Origin of the sequence: Amycolatopsis xylanica (assembly GCF_900107045.1) — a bacterium.
In the GTDB taxonomy this organism is placed as follows: Bacteria; Actinomycetota; Actinomycetes; order Mycobacteriales; family Pseudonocardiaceae; genus Amycolatopsis; species Amycolatopsis xylanica.
Window position 1 is genome coordinate 146,638 of sequence record NZ_FNON01000007.1, and the last position, 18,452, is coordinate 165,089.

The following is an 18,452-nucleotide window of genomic DNA, read 5'->3' on the forward strand; positions in this document are numbered from 1 at the left end:
TCGGCCCTCGGTCTCCACTCGGGTATGTCCGGATCCGGTCGCTTTGTGTCAAGGTGACCGGCGTGACGGCAAGGGAGCACGTCGCCAGTGATCGCGCCGCCGAGCTCAGCGCCACGCTCGACGGCCTTCTGCGTGAGCGCGAATCGCTGCTCGCCACCCTGGACCGGGTGGTCGCGCTGCACGGCACCGCGCGGCTGATCCGCGAGTCCATCGGCGTCCATTCCGGGTTCGTCGGCGAGCTGGACAAGCCGGGTGAGGCCGTCATCCGCTGGATGTCGGGCAACCGGACCGACGCGCTGCAGAACCTGGTCGTGCCGGTCGGCCAGGGCATCGGCGGCCGGGTGCTGGCGCTGGGGAAGCCGGTCAGGGTCAACGACTACGTCAGCTCAACGGCCATCACCCACCAGTTCGACGCGCAGGTCCGCGGCGAGGGCATCGGCGCGATGCTCGCGGTGCCGATCTTCAGCCGGGTCGGCGACCGGACCGAAACCGTCGCCATCGCCTACGCCGCGATGCGCGAGGCGGCCGAGTTCGGCGACGACGCCGTCCACACGCTCGAACTGGTCGCCCAGCAGGCCGGAACCGCACTCGAACTGGCCAAGATCGCCGAATCGAAGCGCGAGAACGCCGTCTCGGCCGAGCGCCAGCGCATGCAGAGCGCGTTGCACGATTCGGTCGGCGCGCTGCTGTTCTCCATCGGCGTCCAGGTGCGGAACCTGCACGAAGACATCCAGGACAACCCCGTGCTCGCCTCGCGGCTGCGCAGGCTGGAGGGCGACGTCTCGGCCGCGTCCAGCGCGCTGCGCGAGTCGCTGCTCGCGCTGTCGGAGTCCAGCCCGGAGCGGGCGCTGCCGGTCGAGCTGGCCGAACATTGCCGCTCGTTCGAAGCCCGCTGCGGCGTCCCCGCGCGGTTCGTCCAGCTCGCGCCGGTACCGCCGCTGGACGCCGAACGCACCGCGCTGCTCATCTCGGCCGTCCGCGAAGGCCTGCTCAACGTCGAAAAACACGCACGAGCGCTCTCGGTCGTGGTCAGCCTGCTGCCCAGCGACGGCGGGGTCCAGGTGGTCGTCGCCGACGACGGCACCGGCGAGCCGTCGCTGGAGGCGCCCGGCACCGGCATGGGCCTGCGCGGCCTCGCCGAACGCGCCGCCAGGCTCGGCGGCCGGGTCAGCGTCGTCCGCGACGAGGACGACGGCTGCACCCTGCGCGCCTGGGTCGGACGGCCCTCGTGACCTGGCGGGTCATGGTCGTCGACGACCACCCGGTGGTCCGCGACGGCGTCGCGCTGCTCCTGCGCTCCGACCCGTCACTGACCGTCGTCGGCTCGGCCGAATCCGGCCACACGGCACTGAGCCGCGTGCTCGAACTCCGCCCCGACCTGATCCTGCTCGACCTCCGGCTGCCGGACATGCTCGCGCCCGAGGTCGTCGGCGAACTCCGCAAGCTCCAGCCCGCCGCGCGGATCGTGGTGTTCACCGCGCACGGCGACCACCAGGGCGTGCTGGCCGCACTCGACTCCGGCGCGCACGGCTGCCTGCTCAAGGACGTCGCCGGCACCGATCTCGTCGCCGCGCTGCGCCGCGTCCTGCGCGGGGAACGCGTGGTCGACCCCCGCATCCTGCCCGACGACGGCCAGCGTTCCGACGCGCTCGCCCGCAGCGGCCTGACCCGCCGCGAGTACGAGGTGCTGCGGCTCGCCGCCCAGGGCCAGACCAACCCCGAGATCGCCGAATCGACCGGCCTCGCCCGCAACACCGTCAAGACGTATCTGCAGTCGGCGCTGCACAAACTCGGCGCCCGCAACCGCGTCGAAGCCATCGGCAAGGCCTCGGAAGCCGGGCTTCTCTAGCTGTCAAGGCTACGCAGTGTCACGATGCGGCAAACACTGTAGCGACTCTCATACCTCCCGCGACTTGATGAACAGGCTAAGGCCAACACAAGGAGGGGTGAAAATGTTGCCACAAACGTGGGTCCAAATTCTCATCATCCTTGTGACCATCATCCCCGGCTTTGTCTACCAAATCACCAGAAGAACACTACGTGGGCCAAGCCCCGACGAACTCGAGGTGCCAATACGCATATTGCGAGCAGTCTCAACTAGCGTCGCTTTTGCAGGACTGTACATTCTCGCATGCAGGCAGAGCCTGCTAGACCTATTTCGAAGTAACGAAACAACAAAGGGTGACCCTAGATACATAGCAGCGATCGGCCTCTTACTCGTAATCATCTTTCCCTGGCTTGCCGCGCATGCGACCTTCTACTTCACAACCGCAACCTGGTGGTTGAGGTTCCGCGCCAAGATCGGTGCAGCCGTAAGAAAACGATTTGGCCTTCGCAGAGCCTACACGCCAGATCCAACTGCATGGGATTTCGCCTTCAGAAGAACAGGCCCCACCTGGGTGCGAGTGCTGACGGAAGACGGCCGCTGGATGGGGGGATGGTTCGACGAGTCGTCATTCGCCTCATCATATCCCCATCCGCGGGAACTATACCTGGAAAAATCTTTTGAAATGAAAGAAGACGGCGCTTTCACAGGACGAGTAGCGGCCGAATCTGGAATCTATATTCGATGCGAGGACATCGTCACGATCGAGTTCCCAACCGGCAACGAGCCTTCAGAGCCAGGCAAGAGCAGACCAGAGGAGTGACAACGTGACATCGATCAGCCACACTTGGCCGTCAGCCCGCGCCAAGGAGGACGACATGACCAAAACGCGTCCCGAATGGATCGCACCGTCACGAGGTGGCTACTCAGGGTCGTACACCAAGGCAAAGGAGGCCGCGTCGGCTGAACCGCCAAAAGCCACCAGCACTCCGCCTAAAGGACGAGCAGGAGTGTCGAGCCCCAGCAAGGACAAGAGCGATGAGTGACGACAGCCTCATCGTCGACTCAGCCCCGTCCGAACCGCGCTACGGAATACAGCCTTCGACGCCGAAGCATCCTGTAATTCCGGGCAAACCACCCGCTCAGCCTGCCGGCCCTTCACCAAAGAAAGATCAGCCTCCGAAGTAGTAGCGGTGATGTCGCCGGGAGTGGTCGCTAAGAGAGATCGTCTACTCGGGCGACCTGACCGACGCTGAACGTCCTCAACTCGGCACGATGTGTCCGTTTTGTGTCCCGGACCTCTCCAGGTGGGGGTGTTTCGCGGTCACGGACAAACAGAGGATGACCGCCACCCAGCGTGACTCGTGTCACGCCACCCTTGGGAGGCGGTTTGCTCAGCATTCGGGATCTGCGGGTGCGTTATGGCCGGTCAGTCGCCGCACTGCACGGCATAGACCTCGACGTGTCACCCGATGGCGTGGTGGCGGTGCTGGGCAGCAACGGGGCCGGGAAGTCGACACTGCTGCGGGCCATCTCGGGCACCTTGCGCATGCATCGCGGCTCGATCGCGGGTGGCGACATCCGCTATGACGGCAAGCCGCTGGGCAGGCTCGATCCGGCCGCGATCGTGCGGCTCGGGGTCGTCGGGGTGCCGGAGGGCCGCCAGGTCTTCGCGCGGATGACGGTCGACGAAAACCTGCGCGCCGGCGGTATCGGTGCCAGGTCGGCGGACCTGCGCGCGGCCGCGCGGCGCCGGGTGCACGAGCTGTTCCCGGTGCTCGCCGAGCGCGCGAAACAACGCGCGGGCCTGCTGTCCGGCGGTGAGCAGCAGATGCTCGCCATCGGCCGGGCGCTGATGTCCGGACCGAAGCTGCTGCTGCTCGACGAACCGTCACTCGGGCTCGCGCCCCAGGTCGTCGAGCGCATCGGCAAGATCATCCGCGAGATCCACGCCCAGGGCACCGCCGTGGTGCTGGTCGAGCAGAACGCGGTCATGGCGCTGAACGTCGCCGATCACGCGATCGTGCTGGAAGTCGGCCGCGTCGCGCTCGCCGGGACGACCGCGGAACTCGCGCGCAGTGAGGACGTCCAGCGGCTCTACCTCGGGGGGCATGCCGAATCCCAGGCCACGGCCGACGCGGAGGCCCGCGACGCCGAGATCCGGCGCGCCCGGTCGCGCGGGCTGACGAGGTGGGCCGGATGACCACCCCGCCCTCGCTGGAGATCGAGAACGTGACGCTGAGCTTCGGCGGCATCCACGCGCTCGACGACGTCTCGTTCACCGTCGAACCCGGCTCACTGCACGCGCTGATCGGCCCGAACGGGGCCGGGAAGTCCAGCTGCTTCAACGTGATCTGCGGGGTCTACCGCGCGAACTCCGGGCAGGTCCGGCTCGGCGACACCGTCCTTTCCGGGCTGCCCGCGCACAAGCTCGCCGGGCTCGGCGTCGGCCGCGCGTTCCAGAACGCGGCGCTGTCACCCGGCTCGACCGTGCTCGACAACGTCATGCTCGGCCGCCATTCCCTGACCAAGGGCGGTTTTCTGGCCTGCGGGCTGCGGCTCACCCGCAAGACCGAGCGCAAGCACGCGGCGCGAGCGGCCGAGATCTGCGACTTCCTCGGCATCGGCGACCTCGTGCACACCCCGGTCGGCGCGCTGCCGTACGGCGCGATCAAACGCGTCGACATCGCGCGGGCGCTCGCCGTCGAGCCGGTGATCCTGCTGCTCGACGAACCGGCCGCCGGGATGAACGCCTCGGAGACCGCCGAACTCGCCAGCACCATCCGCGAGGTGCGCGACGAACTCGGCATCTCGATCCTGCTCGTCGAACACGACATGGGCCTGGTGATGGGCATCGCGGACCGGGTGACCGTCCTCGACTTCGGCAAGCGCATCGCCGACGGCACACCCGCCGAGGTGCAAGCCGATCCGAACGTCGTCAAGGCCTACTTGGGAGTGGAAGCGTGAACACCTTCCTGCAGCTCTTGGTGAACGGACTCGGCAAAGGCGCGGTGTTCGCACTGCTGGCGCTGGGTTTCGTCATCATCTTCAAGGCCACCGAGGTGGTCAACTTCGCGCACGGCTCGCTGGTGCTGTTCGGCGGCTACCTGGTCGTGGTCACCCGCGACGCGCTCGGCTGGGTGGGTGCCTCGCTGGTCGGCGTGATCGGCGCCGGCCTGATCGGGCTGCTGCTCGAGCGGCTGCTGCTGTCGCGCTCGCGCAACGCGGGCCCGGACAGCCTCGCGCTGCTGACCATCGGCGTCGACGTGATCATCACCGAGGAGATCGTGCGGCGGCTCGGTGTCACCGTGCCGTTCCTCGGCGAGGCCTGGGACGCGAAACCGTTCCAGCTGGGCGGGATCACGCTCTTCCGGACGCATCTGGTCGCCCTGCTGGTCGCGACCGTGCTGATCACCGCGTTCACGATCGCGTTCAAGTACTCCGACTGGGGCGTCGCGATGCGCGCCCAGGCGGAGAACCGCGAAGCCGCCGCGCTGATGGGTATCCGCAGCTCCCGGGTCACCGCCACGGCCTGGCTGGTCGCCGGGCTGCTCGCCGGGGTCGCGGTGCTGTTCATCGCCACCCAGGACTTCTCCGGGGCCGGCCTTTCGCGTGGCACGCACTCGATCGCGCTCGCCGCGTTCCCGGCAGCCATCCTCGGCGGGCTCGACTCGACCGCGGGCGCGGTGGTCGGCGGGATCGTGGTCGGCGTGGTCGAAGCGCTTTCGGCGCAGTACATCTCTTTTGATTTTTCAAAGAGCGCGGTGTTCCTGGTCATGCTGGTGGTGCTCGTGGTGCGTCCGTCGGGCTTGTTCGGAACCAGGGAGAGCACCCGTGTCTGAGACCGCCGTGAAACCACCCGAAGTCGTTCCGGCACAGGGCATCCCGCCGAAGCGGCCGCTCCGCTGGGTGCGCCTGGCCGCCTGGATCGCGGTGCTGGTCGTCCTGCTCGCACTTCCTCTCTATCTCGACGCCGCCTGGCTGAAGGCCGGGCAGTACATGATGATCGGCGCGGTCGGCGCCATCGGCCTGACCTTGCTGGTCGGGCAGGCCGGGCAGCTTTCACTGGCGCACGCCTTCTTCCTGCTCGCGGGCGCGACCAGCTACACCGTCCTCGCCGGACCGACCGGGGACCCGCGCGTGACCGGGCTCGGCCTCAGTCCCGAGCTCGCGCTGATCGGCGCGGTCGTGATCAGCGCACTGCTGGGACTGGCGTTCGCGCCGGTTTCCGGGCGCCTCAGGGGTATCTACCTAGGTGTCGCCTCACTTTCGTTGGTGTTCCTGGGTCTCTACCTCGGGCAGTCCGCGGAGAAGCTGACCGGCGGCACGTCCACCGGCCGCGCGCCCGCGCAGTTCTCGCTGTTCGGCTTCCCGTTCGGCAACGGCGGCCCGCAGATCGAAATCCTCGGTGTGCCACTGCGCCAGGCCGAACGCGGCTGGTATCTCTTCCTCGCGCTCACGATCATCGCGTTCGTGGTCGCCACCGGCGCGGTCAAGGGCCGCGTCGGCCGGTCGTGGCGGGCGGTGCGGGACAACGAGGCCGCCGCCTCGGTCATGGGCGTCAGCGTCACGCGGGCGAAAGCGGGCGCGTTCGCCGTCTCCTCGGCGTACGCGGGCCTCGCGGGCGCGATGACCGTGCTGTGGTTCGACATCCTCAAGCCGGATGAAAGTGAGTACGGCACATACGGGATCAACATTTCGATCGCCTTTCTCGCGATGGTGATCATCGGCGGCCTCGGCTCGGTGCCGGGCGCCGTGGTGGGCGCGCTGATCGTCAACGGCCTGCCGCAGATCCTTTCCTTGTATTCGGCCGATCTCGGCTGGTTCACCGGTACCGGCGGCGGTGCGCTCTCCCCCGTTCTCGTCAGTTCGTTCGTGTATGGCGCGGCGATCATCCTCGTCGTGCTGTTCGAACCCGGCGGCCTCGCCGCGATCGGTCGCCGGATCACCGCGCGCACCACCAGAAAAGAGGAGCAGGAACGATGAAACGCGCACCACTCGCAGCATCGCTGACCATGGCCGCGCTGCTGGCCGTCACGGCGTGCAGCACGAAAGCGAACGACTCCGGCTCCTCCGGCTCGGACAACTCGGGCGTCAAGACCGACAAAGGTGTCACCTCCTCGGACATCACTCTAGGCGTGATGACCGACAAAACCGGGGTCTTCAAGAACCTGGGGCTGGGTGTGACCCAGGGAAACGAGTTGTGGGCCAAGGATTTCAACGACGCGGGCGGCGCCTGCGGGCGCAAGGTGAAACTCGAAACCGTCGACCACGGCTACAAGGCCGACGCCGCCAAGACGCTCTATCCGCAGATCGAGCCGAAGGTGCTCGGTTTCGTGCAGCTGCTCGGTTCCCCGGTGGTCGCGGCGCTCAAGCAGAACCTGAAGTCCGACAAGCTGACCGCCGCGCCGGCCTCGTGGTCTTCGGAACTGCTCGACAACCCGTACGTGATGATCGTGGGCACGACCTATGACGTCGAGATCATCGACGGCCTTTCCTACCTTCAGGAACAGGGCCAGCTCAAGGACGGCGACCAGATCGCGCACATCTACATCGACGGCGAATACGGCGCGAACGGCCTGCGCGGTTCGCGGTTCTATGCCGAGAAGCACGGGCTGAAGGTCAAGGAAGTCAAGATCACCTCGACCGACGCGGACCTGTCCAACATCGTCACCGGCCTCAAGGGTGACGGCGTCAAGCTCATAGTGCTGACCACGACGCCCACCCAAACCGGCTCTACCTTGGCCTCGAACAAGGCATTGGGGCTCAACGTTCCCGTGCTGGGCAACAACCCGACGTTCGACCCCGCGCTGCTGAAGAGCCCGGCGGCGTCCGCGCTGGACAAGCTGACCGTGGTCGCGAGCAGCGTGCCGTTCTCGGCGGACCTCCCGAAGGCCAAAGAGGTCGCCACGAAGTACAAGGCGGCCTACAAGGAGACCCCCAACGGCGGGACCCCCTACGGCTACGCGGTCGGCGAGGTCTGGGGCACGGTGCTTAAGAAGGCTTGCGAGAACAAGGACCTGACCCGCGACGGCATCCAGGCCGCGCTGAAGCAGACCACGTCGGCCGACACCGGCAACCTGGTCGCGCCGCTGGACTTCTCGAAGCCGGGCGCACCCGCGACCCGCCAGGTCTACGCCGCCGCGCCGGACGCGACGGCCGAGGGCGGCCTGCGCTACGTCAAGCAGCTCTTCGCCGCCCCCGAAGCGGGCGCCTACGTGGCCCCGCACCAGAAGTAGCCAAGCCCGGGATAAAGCGGGCTTTATCCCGGTCACCTTCACTCCGCGAGGCCCGGGTGGGGTCGTGAGTGGTGACTCCGCCGCATCCAACGGAGCAGAGTTGCCGCTCGCGCAACCTTTTCTTGCTTGAGCGAGGGGTTCCCCTGCTGCGTTGGGTGCAGCAGGGGAACCCCTCGCTCACGGGTCTGGCCATGGGCGAGCGGCAGCCCGAGGGTCGTGAGCGTTGCGGACGGTTCTAACCGTTCGCAACGCTCACGAGCCCTCCGCTTCGCTGGCCAGGCCGGGTCGGGTCGGGCCACGTCGGGATAAAGCGGGCTTTATCCCGGGCGGGGTCGTGAGTGGTATGGCCGGTTCTAACCGGCCATACCACTCACGACCTCAGGCGCTGTTCCGCGAGCGCGAGGGCCCGGGAGAGCGGAGTGCCGGGGCCTGGCAGGATTTCCGCCACCGTGGACTCGATGGCCTCGACGCGCGCCGACGCCGCCGCGTGGTCGAGGCCGTCGACCTCACGGGCCAGCGTGTAGACGATTCCGCCCGCGCTGGCCACGACATCGGGCACCCAGACGATGCCGCGCTCGTCGAGCAGGTCGGCAACGGAGTCCTCGGTGAGCTGGTTGTTGGCCGGGCCGACGATCAGCGCCACGTCGAGTTCGCTCGCCGTCTCCGGGCTCAGCACCCCGCCGACCGCCGCCGGGATGAACACGTCGGCCTTGACCTGTAAGGCTTCCGAAGGCTCGACCCAGCCCAGTCCCAGTCCGGCCGCCGCCGACCGCTTGGTTTCGTCCACATCGGACACGATGATCTCGGCGCCCTCGATGCCTTGCGCCACTCGCGCGCCCACCGCGCCGAATCCGCTGATCACCACCCGCCGCCCGGTGAGGTCTTCGCCGCCGAAGACCTGCCGCGCGCCCGCGCGCAACGCGGCCAGCACCCCGGTCGCGGTCGGCACGCTCGACGACCCGACACCGCCGTGCGACTCCGGCACGCAGAACGCGTACGGCCCCTTCTCACGGAAGACGAGCATGTCGTCCGGGCCGGTCCCGATGTCCGGACCGGCCAGGTAGGACCCGCCGAACGAGGCGATGAGATCGGCGTGGTCGAGCAGCACCGCACGTCGCAGCTCGGGGGTGAGGGGTCGCTCGTCGAGCGCGATGACGCTCTTGCCGCCGCCATAGGGGACCCCGGCGACCGCGCACTTGTGACTCATCGCCCTCGCGAGCCGCAGCACATCGTCGATGGCCGCTCCGACCTGCGGATACCGCTTCATCCGGCAGCCACCGATCGCGGGCCCCAGTACCCGGGAGTGCGCGGCGACCATGGTGGTGATCCCCGACCGCGCCCCACGCCGGACGACCAGTTCCTCGTGTTCCCACATACCTGTTTCCTCCCGAACAAGAGCCAACTTCCGAGGCTGAAGTTAGATAGTCACGCGGGCGAATAGGGCAACTTCCGAACGATATTCGGCGAGCGTGGTTCGATGAGGTCCATGGACGAACTTGATTCGGCGATCATCCGGGAGCTGCAGGCCGACGCGCGGCAGACCAACCGCGACATCGCCCGCAAGGTCGGGGTCGCCCCCTCCACCTGCCTCGAGCGCACCCGCCTGCTCCGCGAGCGCGGCGTGATCCGCGGCTACCACGCCGACATCGACCTCGCCGCGCTCAACCGCGGGGTCCAGGCGATGGTGTCCGCCCAGGTCAGGCCGCTGAGCAGGACGGTCATCGACACGTTCAAGAACTCGGTCGCGCAGCTGCCCGAGGTGCTTTCGGTGTTCGTCATCGCGGGCAGCGACGACTTCCTCATCCATGTCAGCGCCCAGGACATCGACCATCTGCACGCGTTCCTGGTCGACCGCCTCAGCCAGCGGAAAGAGATCGTGGGCTTCCGCAGCTCGATCATCTTCCACCACATCGCCAACACCCGGCCCGCACCACTACCGGCCGCGAACCACGGGTAGGGGGCGGGAGACGCCATCCCTTAAACAGACGTTTGTTTACCCCTAAAGAGCCCTCTAGGAGGTGACGCAGGCCACAGCGCGGCCAGAAACTGTCGGTGGAACGAAGTTCAATGGACCAGACAGTGGAAGGACCGAGACGATGACTCTCAACAACCGCGAAAGGGCCACCCTCACCGCCGTCGCCACCGGGCACGCGGAGATGACCTGCAGCTGCGTTCCCGACCTGTTCGTCGACGGGCTGGCCTGCTGCGACCAGTACACCGCGCACCGGCTGGCCGACCTGGGCTACCTGGCGCCCGCCCGCGACGGAAGAAGGGGCGAGCGCGTTCCCGCGCTGCTGACCCAGGCAGGCGCGACCGCACTGGGCATCGAGTTCGCCGACGAGCTGGCGCTGGCCGCCTGAGCACCGGGGAGACGGTCATGGCCTTCATCGCACGCCTCAAGGAACTCGTGGTCTCACTGCTCAGCGAGCCGGCCCCGGAGATCCCGGCGCAGGATCGCGGCATCCACCGTGAGCAGCTGCTCGAAGACGTACTCGGCTAACCCAGCCAGTCCTCACCGATCTCTTCGGCGGTCGCGGCCCCACCGGTCAGATCCGCCAGCCAAGCTCGGAACCCGTCGAGCTCACCCGCCTTCACCCCGACCTCGAACCGGGCCACCTCTTCGTAGCGGACACCGCTCAGCAGGTACTTCGAAGCCCGCAGGTCGCTCTCGAACCTCCCGGCAGGCCCGTAATCCATGGTCACCGCCACGAGATTCAGCCGCTGATACTCACGCACCCCCAGCACGTCCGCCGCTTCGGCGACAGCCTGGCTGTACGCCCTGATGAGTCCGCCCGCGCCCAGGAGCACCCCGCCGAAGTAGCGGGTGACCACCGCGACGGTGTCGGTCAGTTCCCTGCGCTTCAGCACTTCCAGCATCGGCATGCCCGCGGTGCCTGCGGGCTCGCCGTCGTCACTGGACCGTGCGGTCCGCCCGTCCGGCCCGAGCACGAACGCGTGGCAGTGATGTCTGGCGTCGGGGCCCGCCTTGCGCCGCTCTGCGATGAACTCGCGCGCCGCGTCCACCGAACCGACCGGCGCCAGCGCGCAAATGAACCGCGAGCGCTTGATCTCGATCTCGTGCTCGCCCGCTCGGGCGATGGTCAGGTACCGGTCGGCCACCACCCGAGCCTTCCACGGCGTCCGCGCGGGCGCGCGCGCCGCACCCGCCTACGATCGCCGGGTGGACATCATGCTCTTCCATTCGGCGTACGGGCCGCGGCCCGCGGTGCACGCGGCGGCCGACCGGCTCCGCGCGGCCGGCCACCAGGTGCACGTGCCCGACCTCTACGACGGCCGCACCGCCGAGACGGTCGAAGACGGAATGAAGATCAAGGACGAGATCGGCACCGACGAACTCCTCCGCCGCGCGGTCCGCGCCTCCGCGCCCCATTCCGCGAGCGGCTTGCTCTACGCGGGTTTCTCGCTCGGCGCCGCGCTCGCCCAGAACCTCGCACTGGGTGACGAGAAGGCCCGCGGTCTCCTCCTGCTGCACGGCACCTCGGACATCGCCGACGACGCATCGGTCGACGACCTCCCGGTCCAGCTCCACGTCGCCGACCCCGACCTGTTCGAGCCCGACGACTGGCAGAACGTGTGGTACCGCCAAATCCGCGCGGCGGGCGCCGATGTCGAGGTCTTCCGCTACCCGGGCGCCGGGCACGTCTACACCGATCCGGACCTCCCGGACTACGACGAAGAAGCCGCCGAGAAGACGTGGCGGATCGCGCTGGGGTTCATCGAGTCGCTCTGAGTTCAGTCCAACCCGGACAGAAGAGGGTTGGCTGAGACACCTTTCCCATGCCCTGCAACAAAGCACGGGGTGTCCGAGCCGTCACTGCCTGGGGCAGAACGGTTTACGATGCGGCGGATGGCCCAATCGGCAAGCGAACTCCCAGCGTGATCGACTCTGCCATTCGAGCGATCTCGGTATGGTCACGGAAGCCTCAGAAACCGCGCCGCAGTCGTCAGACGAACGTCCGTAAACGACATACCCGCAGTTCACGGCCCGCAAGTCCACTAGATGACACACTGTGTCCGTACTATGGGCACACTGGCAGGAAGTCAACTAGGGCGTGGCATTTCCCACCCGGACACCACGACGTATGTCGATAACAGCGAATTCACACTATCGTCATAAGACCCGGCGAACCCGGGAGTACGACCGCGCGCTCCGACAACCCCCACCACCCGCGGTTGACGACCCAGCGCGTGCTCGGTGCAATGGCGCACCTGAAGTTCAGGGTCACCCAGTGCAGCGTGACCCCGTGATGATGCCTGCCCTGCCCGTCACCTAAGCAGTGGCAACGAAGCATCTTCTGTTCTCGACTGACCATCGCGATTCCGGACCACTTCGTTAACTGGTTCGACCCACCGAATCGCGCAGACGCCTTGGGAGGCGGCCAGCCGTGACCCGCCACGTACCGGAAACCCGCAAGGGCTTGTACGACAAGCACCATGAACACGACGCCTGCGGCGTGGCCTTCGTCGCCGATCTCGCGGGCAGGCGAGATCACGGGATCGTGCGCAAGGCGTTGGTCGCGCTGCGCAACCTCGAACATCGTGGCGCCAGAGGAGCCGAACCGGACACCGGGGACGGCGCGGGCATCCTGATCCAGGTGCCCGACGAGTTCTACCGGGCCGTGGTGGACTTCGAGCTGCCCGAAGCGGGCGCGTACGCCGTCGGCACGGCTTTCCTGCCGACGGACGAAAAACAGCGTGGCCGCGCCATGTCGACCATCGAGCGGATCGCCGCCGAGGAGCACATGCGCGTGCTCGGCTGGCGTGAACTTCCCGTGCACGCGGAGCATTGCGGGCCCACGGCGGCTGAATCGATGCCGCACTTCACCCAGCTGTTCCTGGCCGGGCGGGACGGCGCGAGCGGGCTCGAACTGGAGCGCGCCGCCTTCTGTGTGCGCAAGCGCGCCGAGCACGAGCTCGAGGGTGACCTCTACTTCCCCAGCCTGTCCTCGCGCACGATCGTCTACAAAGGAATGCTCACCGAGCCTCAGGTCGAGAAGTTCTTCGACGACCTGACCGACGAGCGGGTCACCAGCGCGATCGGCCTGGTGCACTCCCGCTTCTCCACCAACACCTTCCCGTCGTGGCCGCTCGCGCACCCGTACCGGTACGTGGCGCACAACGGCGAGATCAACACGCTCAAGGGCAACCGCAACTGGATGGACGCCCGCGAGGCGCTGCTCGAAACCGACCTGATCCCCGGCGACCTCAAGCGGATCTACCCGATCATCACCCGCGGCGCGAGCGACTCGGCCTCGTTCGACGAGGTGCTCGAACTGCTGCACCTCGGCGGCCGGTCGCTGCCGCACTCGGTGCTCATGATGATCCCCGAGGCGTGGGAGAACCATCAGGAGATGGACCCCGCACGCCGCGCGTTCTACGAGTTCCACTCGACGCTCATGGAGCCGTGGGACGGGCCGGCACTGGTCAGTTTCACCGACGGCACCCAGATCGGCGCCGTGCTCGACCGCAACGGCCTGCGCCCCGCCCGCTACTGGGTGACCGAGGACGGCCTGGTCGTGCTCGCCAGCGAGGTCGGCGTGCTCGAGCTGGAGCAGTCGACGATCGTCCGCAAGGGACGGCTCGAGCCGGGCAAGATGTTCCTCGTCGACACCGCCGAAGGCCGGATCATCTCCGACGACGAGATCAAGGACGAGCTCGCCACCGCGCACCCGTACGACGAGTGGATCGACGCCGGGCTGGTGCAGCTCGAAGACCTGCCCCCGCGTGATCGCGAGGTCCCGCTGCACGCCGCGCTCGTGCGGCGGCAGCAGGCTTTCGGCTACACGGAGGAAGAACTCGAGACCATCCTGGAGCCGATGGCGCGCACCGGGGCGGAGCCGATCGGCTCGATGGGCAACGACTCGCCGCTGGCGCCGTTGTCGTCCAGGCCCCGGCTGATCTTCGACTACTTCATCCAGCTTTTCGCCCAGGTCACCAATCCCCCGCTCGACGCGATCCGCGAGGAGCTCGTCACCGCGCTGGGCGCGCAGATCGGCTCCGAGCCGAACCTGCTGGAGGCCAACGCCAAGTCGTGCCGCCGGGTCGTGCTGCCGTTCCCGGTGCTCGACAACGACCAGGTCGCCAAGCTGGTCCACATCAACGACGACGGCACGCTGCCGGAGTTCCAGGCCGTGACGGTTCTCGGGCGTTATGACGTCCGAGGCGGCGGCGAGGCGCTTGTCAAGCGGCTCAACGAGATCCGCACCGAGGTGTCCGAGGCGATCGAGGACGGCGCGCGGTTCATCGTGCTGTCCGACCGCGGCGTCGACGAGCACCACGCGCCGATCCCGTCGCTGCTGCTGACCGGCGCGGTGCACCACCACCTGGTCCGCGAGAAGACCCGCACCCAGGTCGGGCTCATCGTCGAGTCCGGCGACGCCCGCGAGGTGCACCACATCGCGCTGCTCATCGGCTACGGCGTCGCCGCGGTCAACCCGTACATGGCGATGGCGACCGTCGAGGACATGGCCTTCCGTGGCCTGATCCCGGGCGTCAGCCAGGTGCAGGCGACGCAGAACCTCATCAAGGCGCTCGGCAAGGGCGTCCGCAAGACGATGTCGAAGATGGGCGTCTCGACGGTCGCGTCCTACACGGGCGCGCAGATCTTCGAGGCCGTCGGGCTCGGCGAGGAGATCATCGAAAACTGTTTCACCGGAACGGATTCCAAGCTCGGCGGGGTCGGCTTCGACACCATCGCGCTCGAAGTGGCCGAGCGGCACCGCAAGGCGTTCCCGCCGGACGGGGTGCACGCGAGCCACCGCGAGCTGGAGACCGGCGCGGACTACCAGTGGCGCCGCGAGGGCGAGCCGCACCTGTTCAACCCGCAGACGGTGTTCAAGCTGCAGCACTCCACGCGTGCCGGGAAGTACGAGATCTTCAAGGAGTACACCAAGGCGGTCAACGACCAGTCCGAGAAGCTGCTGACGCTGCGCGGGCTGTTCGACTTCAAGTACGGCGAGCGGCCACCGGTGCCGATCGAAGAGGTCGAGTCGGTCGAGGAGATCGTCAAGCGGTTCGCGACCGGCGCGATCTCCTACGGCTCGATCTCGATGGAGATGCACCAGACGCTGGCCATCGCGATGAACCAGCTCGGCGGCAAGTCGAACACCGGCGAGGGCGGCGAGGATCCGGAACGCCTCTACGACCCGGAGCGGCGCTCGGCGGTCAAGCAGGTCGCGAGTGGCCGGTTCGGGGTCACGAGCGAGTACCTCGTCAACGCCGACGACATCCAGATCAAGATGGCGCAGGGCGCGAAGCCCGGCGAGGGCGGGCAGCTGCCCGGCGCGAAGGTGTACCCGTGGATCGCGAAGACGCGGTACTCGACGCCGGGTGTCGGGCTCATCTCCCCGCCGCCGCACCACGACATCTACTCGATCGAGGACCTCGCCCAGCTCATCCACGACCTCAAGAACGCCAACCCGGCCGCGCGCATCCACGTGAAGCTCGTGTCCGAGGTCGGCGTCGGCACGGTCGCGGCTGGCGTGTCCAAGGCGCACGCGGACGTCGTGCTGATCTCCGGGCACGACGGCGGCACCGGCGCCTCGCCGCTTTCGTCGATCAAGCACGCGGGCGGTCCCTGGGAGCTCGGCCTCGCCGAAACCCAGCAGACGCTGCTCGCGAACCGGTTGCGTGACCGGATCGTCGTGCAGACCGACGGCCAGCTCAAGACCGGGCGTGACGTGATCATCGCCGCGCTGCTCGGCGCGGAGGAGTTCGGCTTCGCGACCGCGCCGCTGGTCGTGTCCGGCTGCATCATGATGCGGGTGTGTCACCTCGACACCTGCCCGGTCGGCGTCGCGACGCAGAACCCGAAGCTGCGCGAGAAGTTCAACGGCAAGGCCGAATACGTGGTGAACTTCTTCAAGTTCATCGCCGAAGAGGTCCGCGAATACCTGGCGGAGCTGGGTTTCCGGTCGCTCGCCGAAGCGGTCGGCCACGCCGAGATGCTCGACAAGCGCAAGGCCGTCGACCACTGGAAGGCGTCGGGGCTCGACCTCTCGCCGATCTTCCACGTGCCCGAGATGGCGCCGGCCGGCCGCCGTCACCAGCAGCGCCAGCAGGACCACGGGCTGGAGAAGGCACTCGACAACACGCTGATCCAGCTCGCCGAGGGCTCGCTGTCCTCCGGCGACAAGGTGCGGCTCGAACTGCCCGTCCGCAACGTCAACCGGACGGTCGGCACCATGCTCGGCTCCGAGCTGACCAAGCGGTGGGGCGGCGAAGGCCTGCCGGACAACACGATCGACGTGACGTTCACCGGCACCGCGGGCCAGTCGTTCGGCGCGTTCGTGCCGAAGGGCATCACGCTGCGGCTCTTCGGTGACGGCAACGACTACGTCGGCAAGGGTCTCTCCGGTGGCCGGATCATCGTGCGGCCGCCGAAGGAGACGCGCATCGTCGCCGAAGAGAACATCATCGCGGGCAACGTGATCGGCTACGGCGCGACGAGCGGCGAGATCTTCATCCGCGGCAAGGTCGGCGAGCGGTTCTGCGTGCGCAACTCCGGCGCGCTGGCGGTCGTCGAAGGCGTCGGCGACCACGGTGCCGAGTACATGACCGGTGGCCGGATCGTGGTGCTCGGCGAGGTCGGCCGCAACTTCGCGGCGGGCATGTCCGGCGGCATCGCGTACGTGCTCGACCTGCCGAAGCACCGGGTCAACCCGGAGATGGTCGACGTCGACCCGCTCGACGACGAGGACGTCGCGTTCCTGCGTGAAGCGGTCGAAAAGCATTACGACGAAACGGAATCCGCGGTCGCTCGGGCGCTGCTCGAGGACTGGGAGGCCGGCGTCGCACGGTTCGGCAAGGTCATGCCGAAGGACTACAAGCGTGTGCTCGCCGCGCAGGCCGAGGCCGAGCGGGACGGACGCGACGTGAACGAGGCGATCATGGAGGCCGCACATGGCTGACCCCAAGGGCTTTCTGACCACCCCGCGCGAGACGCCGAAGAGCCGTCCGGTGGCGCTGCGGCTGCTGGACTACCGCGAGGTTTACGAAGGCTTCGCGTCGGACAAGCTGCAGAAGCAGGCCGGGCGCTGTATGGACTGCGGCATCCCGTTCTGTCACCAGGGCTGCCCGCTCGGGAACCTCATCCCCGAGTGGAACACGCTGGTGTGGCGGGAGGACTGGCGTGACGCGGCCGAGCGGCTGCACGCGACCAACAACTTCCCCGAGTTCACCGGCACGCTCTGCCCGGCGCCGTGCGAGACCGCCTGCGTGCTCGGGATCAACGACGACCCGGTGACCATCAAGCGGGTCGAGATCTCGATCATCGACCGCGCCTTCGACGAGGGCTGGGTCGTCCCGCAGCCTCCGGCCGCGCAGACCGGCAAGAAGGTCGCGGTGGTCGGGTCCGGGCCGTCCGGGCTCGCCGCCGCGCAGCAGCTGACCCGCGCCGGGCACCAGGTGGTGGTGTTCGAGCGGGCCGACAAGATCGGCGGGCTGCTGCGGTACGGCATCCCCGAGTTCAAGATGGAGAAGCACCGGCTCGACCGGCGGCTCGACCAGATGCGGGCCGAGGGCACGGAATTCCGGACCGGCGTGAACGTCGGCGTCGACATCACCGCCGAGCAGCTGCGGACCGAGTACGACGCCGTGGTGCTCGCCGGTGGCGCGACGGCGTGGCGTGACCTGCCCATCGCCGGCCGGGAGTTCGACGGCATCCACCAGGCGATGGAGTTCCTGCCGCCCGCCAACCGGGTGGCGGCCGGCGAGCTGGACGTGTCCCCGATCAACGCCGAGGGCCTCGACGTGGTCGTCATCGGCGGCGGCGACACCGGCGCGGACTGCGTGGGCACCTCGCACCGCCAGGGCGCGAAATCGGTGACCCAGCTGGAGATCATGCCGAAGCCGCCGGAGTCCCGCTCGGCCGCGCACCCGTGGCCGACCTACCCGATGATCTACCGCGTCTCGTCGGCGCACGAGGAGGGCGGCGAGCGGCTCTACTCGGTCAACACCCAGGAGTTCGTCGCCGACTCGGCCGGGCGCGTGCGCGCGCTGAAACTGGTCGAGGTCAAGCTGTCGGACGGCAAGTTCGTGCCGGTCGAAGGCACCGAGCGCGAGCTGCCCGCTCAGCTCGTGCTGCTCGCGATGGGCTTCGTCGGCCCGCAGCGCGAAGGCTTGCTCGAGGCACTCGACGTCGAACTCGACCCGCGCGGGAACGTGGCGCGGGACAAGGCTTTCAAGACGAGCCTGGACAACGTGTTCGTCGCCGGTGACATGGGCCGGGGGCAGTCGCTCATCGTGTGGGCGATCGCCGAAGGCCGCTCGGCCGCCGCGGGCGTCGACGCGTACCTGACCGGGCGGGACCTGCTGCCCGCGCCGATCGCGCCGACGGACCGGCCGCTCACCTGATTCGGGTCGTGAGT

At 68.0% G+C, this 18,452-nt stretch carries 16 protein-coding genes; 14 read left to right on the forward strand and 2 right to left on the reverse strand.

Features of this window, described 5'->3' with window-relative positions; translation table 11 throughout:
- Positions 1 to 62: 62 nt before the first annotated feature.
- From BLV57_RS30150 to BLV57_RS30180, 8 genes are all read left to right on the forward strand, one after another.
- Positions 63 to 1,232 carry a GAF domain-containing sensor histidine kinase gene (locus BLV57_RS30150; RefSeq protein WP_091295072.1) on the forward strand — a complete coding sequence of 390 codons (1,170 nt, stop codon included), beginning with the start codon at positions 63 to 65 and terminating at the stop codon, positions 1,230 to 1,232.
- Between the two features lie 11 nt (positions 1,233 to 1,243).
- Positions 1,244 to 1,849 (forward strand): response regulator, encoded by a 606-nt coding sequence (locus tag BLV57_RS30155; protein ID WP_091295073.1) that lies wholly within the window; start codon positions 1,244 to 1,246, stop codon positions 1,847 to 1,849.
- Between the two features lie 103 nt (positions 1,850 to 1,952).
- Complete coding sequence (locus BLV57_RS43000; RefSeq protein WP_143047179.1) at positions 1,953 to 2,648, forward strand: DUF6338 family protein; 696 nt, start codon at positions 1,953 to 1,955, stop codon at positions 2,646 to 2,648.
- Positions 2,649 to 3,215: 567 nt separating this feature from the next.
- Positions 3,216 to 4,028 carry an ABC transporter ATP-binding protein gene (locus tag BLV57_RS30160; protein WP_091294496.1) on the forward strand — a complete coding sequence of 271 codons (813 nt, stop codon included), beginning with the start codon at positions 3,216 to 3,218 and terminating at the stop codon, positions 4,026 to 4,028.
- Positions 4,025 to 4,792 (forward strand): ABC transporter ATP-binding protein, encoded by a 768-nt coding sequence (locus BLV57_RS30165; protein WP_091294498.1) that lies wholly within the window; start codon positions 4,025 to 4,027, stop codon positions 4,790 to 4,792. Before BLV57_RS30160 ends, BLV57_RS30165 begins: the two co-directional genes overlap by 4 nt.
- Positions 4,789 to 5,667, forward strand: a complete 879-nt coding sequence (locus BLV57_RS30170; protein ID WP_091294499.1) for a branched-chain amino acid ABC transporter permease — start codon at positions 4,789 to 4,791, stop codon at positions 5,665 to 5,667. Before BLV57_RS30165 ends, BLV57_RS30170 begins: the two co-directional genes overlap by 4 nt.
- A complete protein-coding gene (locus BLV57_RS30175) occupies positions 5,660 to 6,811 on the forward strand; it encodes a branched-chain amino acid ABC transporter permease (RefSeq protein ID WP_176968877.1) in 1,152 nt (383 codons plus the stop codon). Before BLV57_RS30170 ends, BLV57_RS30175 begins: the two co-directional genes overlap by 8 nt.
- Complete coding sequence (locus BLV57_RS30180; RefSeq protein WP_091294501.1) at positions 6,808 to 8,064, forward strand: ABC transporter substrate-binding protein; 1,257 nt, start codon at positions 6,808 to 6,810, stop codon at positions 8,062 to 8,064. The genes BLV57_RS30175 and BLV57_RS30180 overlap by 4 nt, the downstream gene beginning before the upstream one ends.
- A 370-nt stretch (positions 8,065 to 8,434) precedes the next feature.
- On the opposite strand, the gene BLV57_RS30185 is transcribed toward BLV57_RS30180, so the two are convergent.
- Positions 8,435 to 9,439, reverse strand: coding sequence for a Glu/Leu/Phe/Val dehydrogenase dimerization domain-containing protein (locus BLV57_RS30185; protein ID WP_091294503.1), 1,005 nt, complete (start codon positions 9,437 to 9,439; stop codon positions 8,435 to 8,437).
- A gap of 111 nt (positions 9,440 to 9,550) precedes the next feature.
- On the opposite strand from BLV57_RS30185, the gene BLV57_RS30190 reads away from it, so the two are divergent.
- From BLV57_RS30190 to BLV57_RS44265, 3 genes are all read left to right on the forward strand, one after another.
- On the forward strand, positions 9,551 to 10,021 hold the full coding sequence (locus BLV57_RS30190) for an Lrp/AsnC family transcriptional regulator (RefSeq protein WP_091294505.1): 471 nt from the start codon (positions 9,551 to 9,553) through the stop codon (positions 10,019 to 10,021).
- Positions 10,022 to 10,160: 139 nt separating this feature from the next.
- Complete coding sequence (locus BLV57_RS30195; protein WP_091294507.1) at positions 10,161 to 10,424, forward strand: hypothetical protein; 264 nt, start codon at positions 10,161 to 10,163, stop codon at positions 10,422 to 10,424.
- Positions 10,425 to 10,441: 17 nt separating this feature from the next.
- A complete protein-coding gene (locus BLV57_RS44265; protein ID WP_281244442.1) occupies positions 10,442 to 10,564 on the forward strand; it encodes a hypothetical protein in 123 nt (40 codons plus the stop codon).
- Here BLV57_RS44265 and BLV57_RS30200 read toward each other — a convergent pair.
- Entirely contained in the window at positions 10,561 to 11,184 is a 624-nt protein-coding gene (locus tag BLV57_RS30200; protein ID WP_091294509.1) for a YigZ family protein, read from the reverse strand. The genes BLV57_RS44265 and BLV57_RS30200 overlap by 4 nt on opposite strands.
- Between BLV57_RS30200 and BLV57_RS30205 the strand changes: the two genes are divergently transcribed.
- The 3 genes from BLV57_RS30205 (at position 11,162) to BLV57_RS30215 (ending at position 18,438) form a co-directional block, all read left to right on the forward strand.
- The gene (locus tag BLV57_RS30205) at positions 11,162 to 11,815 is read left to right on the forward strand and encodes a dienelactone hydrolase family protein (RefSeq protein ID WP_091295077.1); all 654 of its coding nucleotides are present in this window, start codon (positions 11,162 to 11,164) and stop codon (positions 11,813 to 11,815) included. The genes BLV57_RS30200 and BLV57_RS30205 overlap by 23 nt on opposite strands.
- Before the next feature lie 655 nt (positions 11,816 to 12,470).
- Positions 12,471 to 16,994, forward strand: a complete 4,524-nt coding sequence (gltB, locus tag BLV57_RS30210) for a glutamate synthase large subunit (RefSeq protein ID WP_091294510.1) — start codon at positions 12,471 to 12,473, stop codon at positions 16,992 to 16,994.
- Entirely contained in the window at positions 16,987 to 18,438 is a 1,452-nt protein-coding gene (locus BLV57_RS30215) for a glutamate synthase subunit beta (protein ID WP_091294512.1), read from the forward strand. Before gltB ends, BLV57_RS30215 begins: the two co-directional genes overlap by 8 nt.
- Positions 18,439 to 18,452: the final 14 nt, after the last annotated feature.

Bases quoted from the DNA above. Each gene is read 5' to 3' on its own strand.
- BLV57_RS30205 (WP_091295077.1), top strand. From the start codon at position 11,162: ATGGTCAGGTACCGGTCGGCCACCACCCGAGCCTTCCACGGCGTCCGC.
- BLV57_RS30180 (WP_091294501.1), top strand. From the start codon at position 6,808: ATGAAACGCGCACCACTCGCAGCATCGCTGACCATGGCCGCGCTGCTG.
- BLV57_RS30185 (WP_091294503.1), bottom strand. From the start codon at position 9,439: ATGTGGGAACACGAGGAACTGGTCGTCCGGCGTGGGGCGCGGTCGGGG.
- BLV57_RS30190 (WP_091294505.1), top strand. From the start codon at position 9,551: ATGGACGAACTTGATTCGGCGATCATCCGGGAGCTGCAGGCCGACGCG.
- BLV57_RS44265 (WP_281244442.1), top strand. From the start codon at position 10,442: ATGGCCTTCATCGCACGCCTCAAGGAACTCGTGGTCTCACTGCTCAGC.
- BLV57_RS30215 (WP_091294512.1), top strand. From the start codon at position 16,987: ATGGCTGACCCCAAGGGCTTTCTGACCACCCCGCGCGAGACGCCGAAG.
- BLV57_RS30155 (WP_091295073.1), top strand. From the start codon at position 1,244: ATGGTCGTCGACGACCACCCGGTGGTCCGCGACGGCGTCGCGCTGCTC.
- BLV57_RS30165 (WP_091294498.1), top strand. From the start codon at position 4,025: ATGACCACCCCGCCCTCGCTGGAGATCGAGAACGTGACGCTGAGCTTC.
- BLV57_RS43000 (WP_143047179.1), top strand. From the start codon at position 1,953: ATGTTGCCACAAACGTGGGTCCAAATTCTCATCATCCTTGTGACCATC.
- BLV57_RS30195 (WP_091294507.1), top strand. From the start codon at position 10,161: ATGACTCTCAACAACCGCGAAAGGGCCACCCTCACCGCCGTCGCCACC.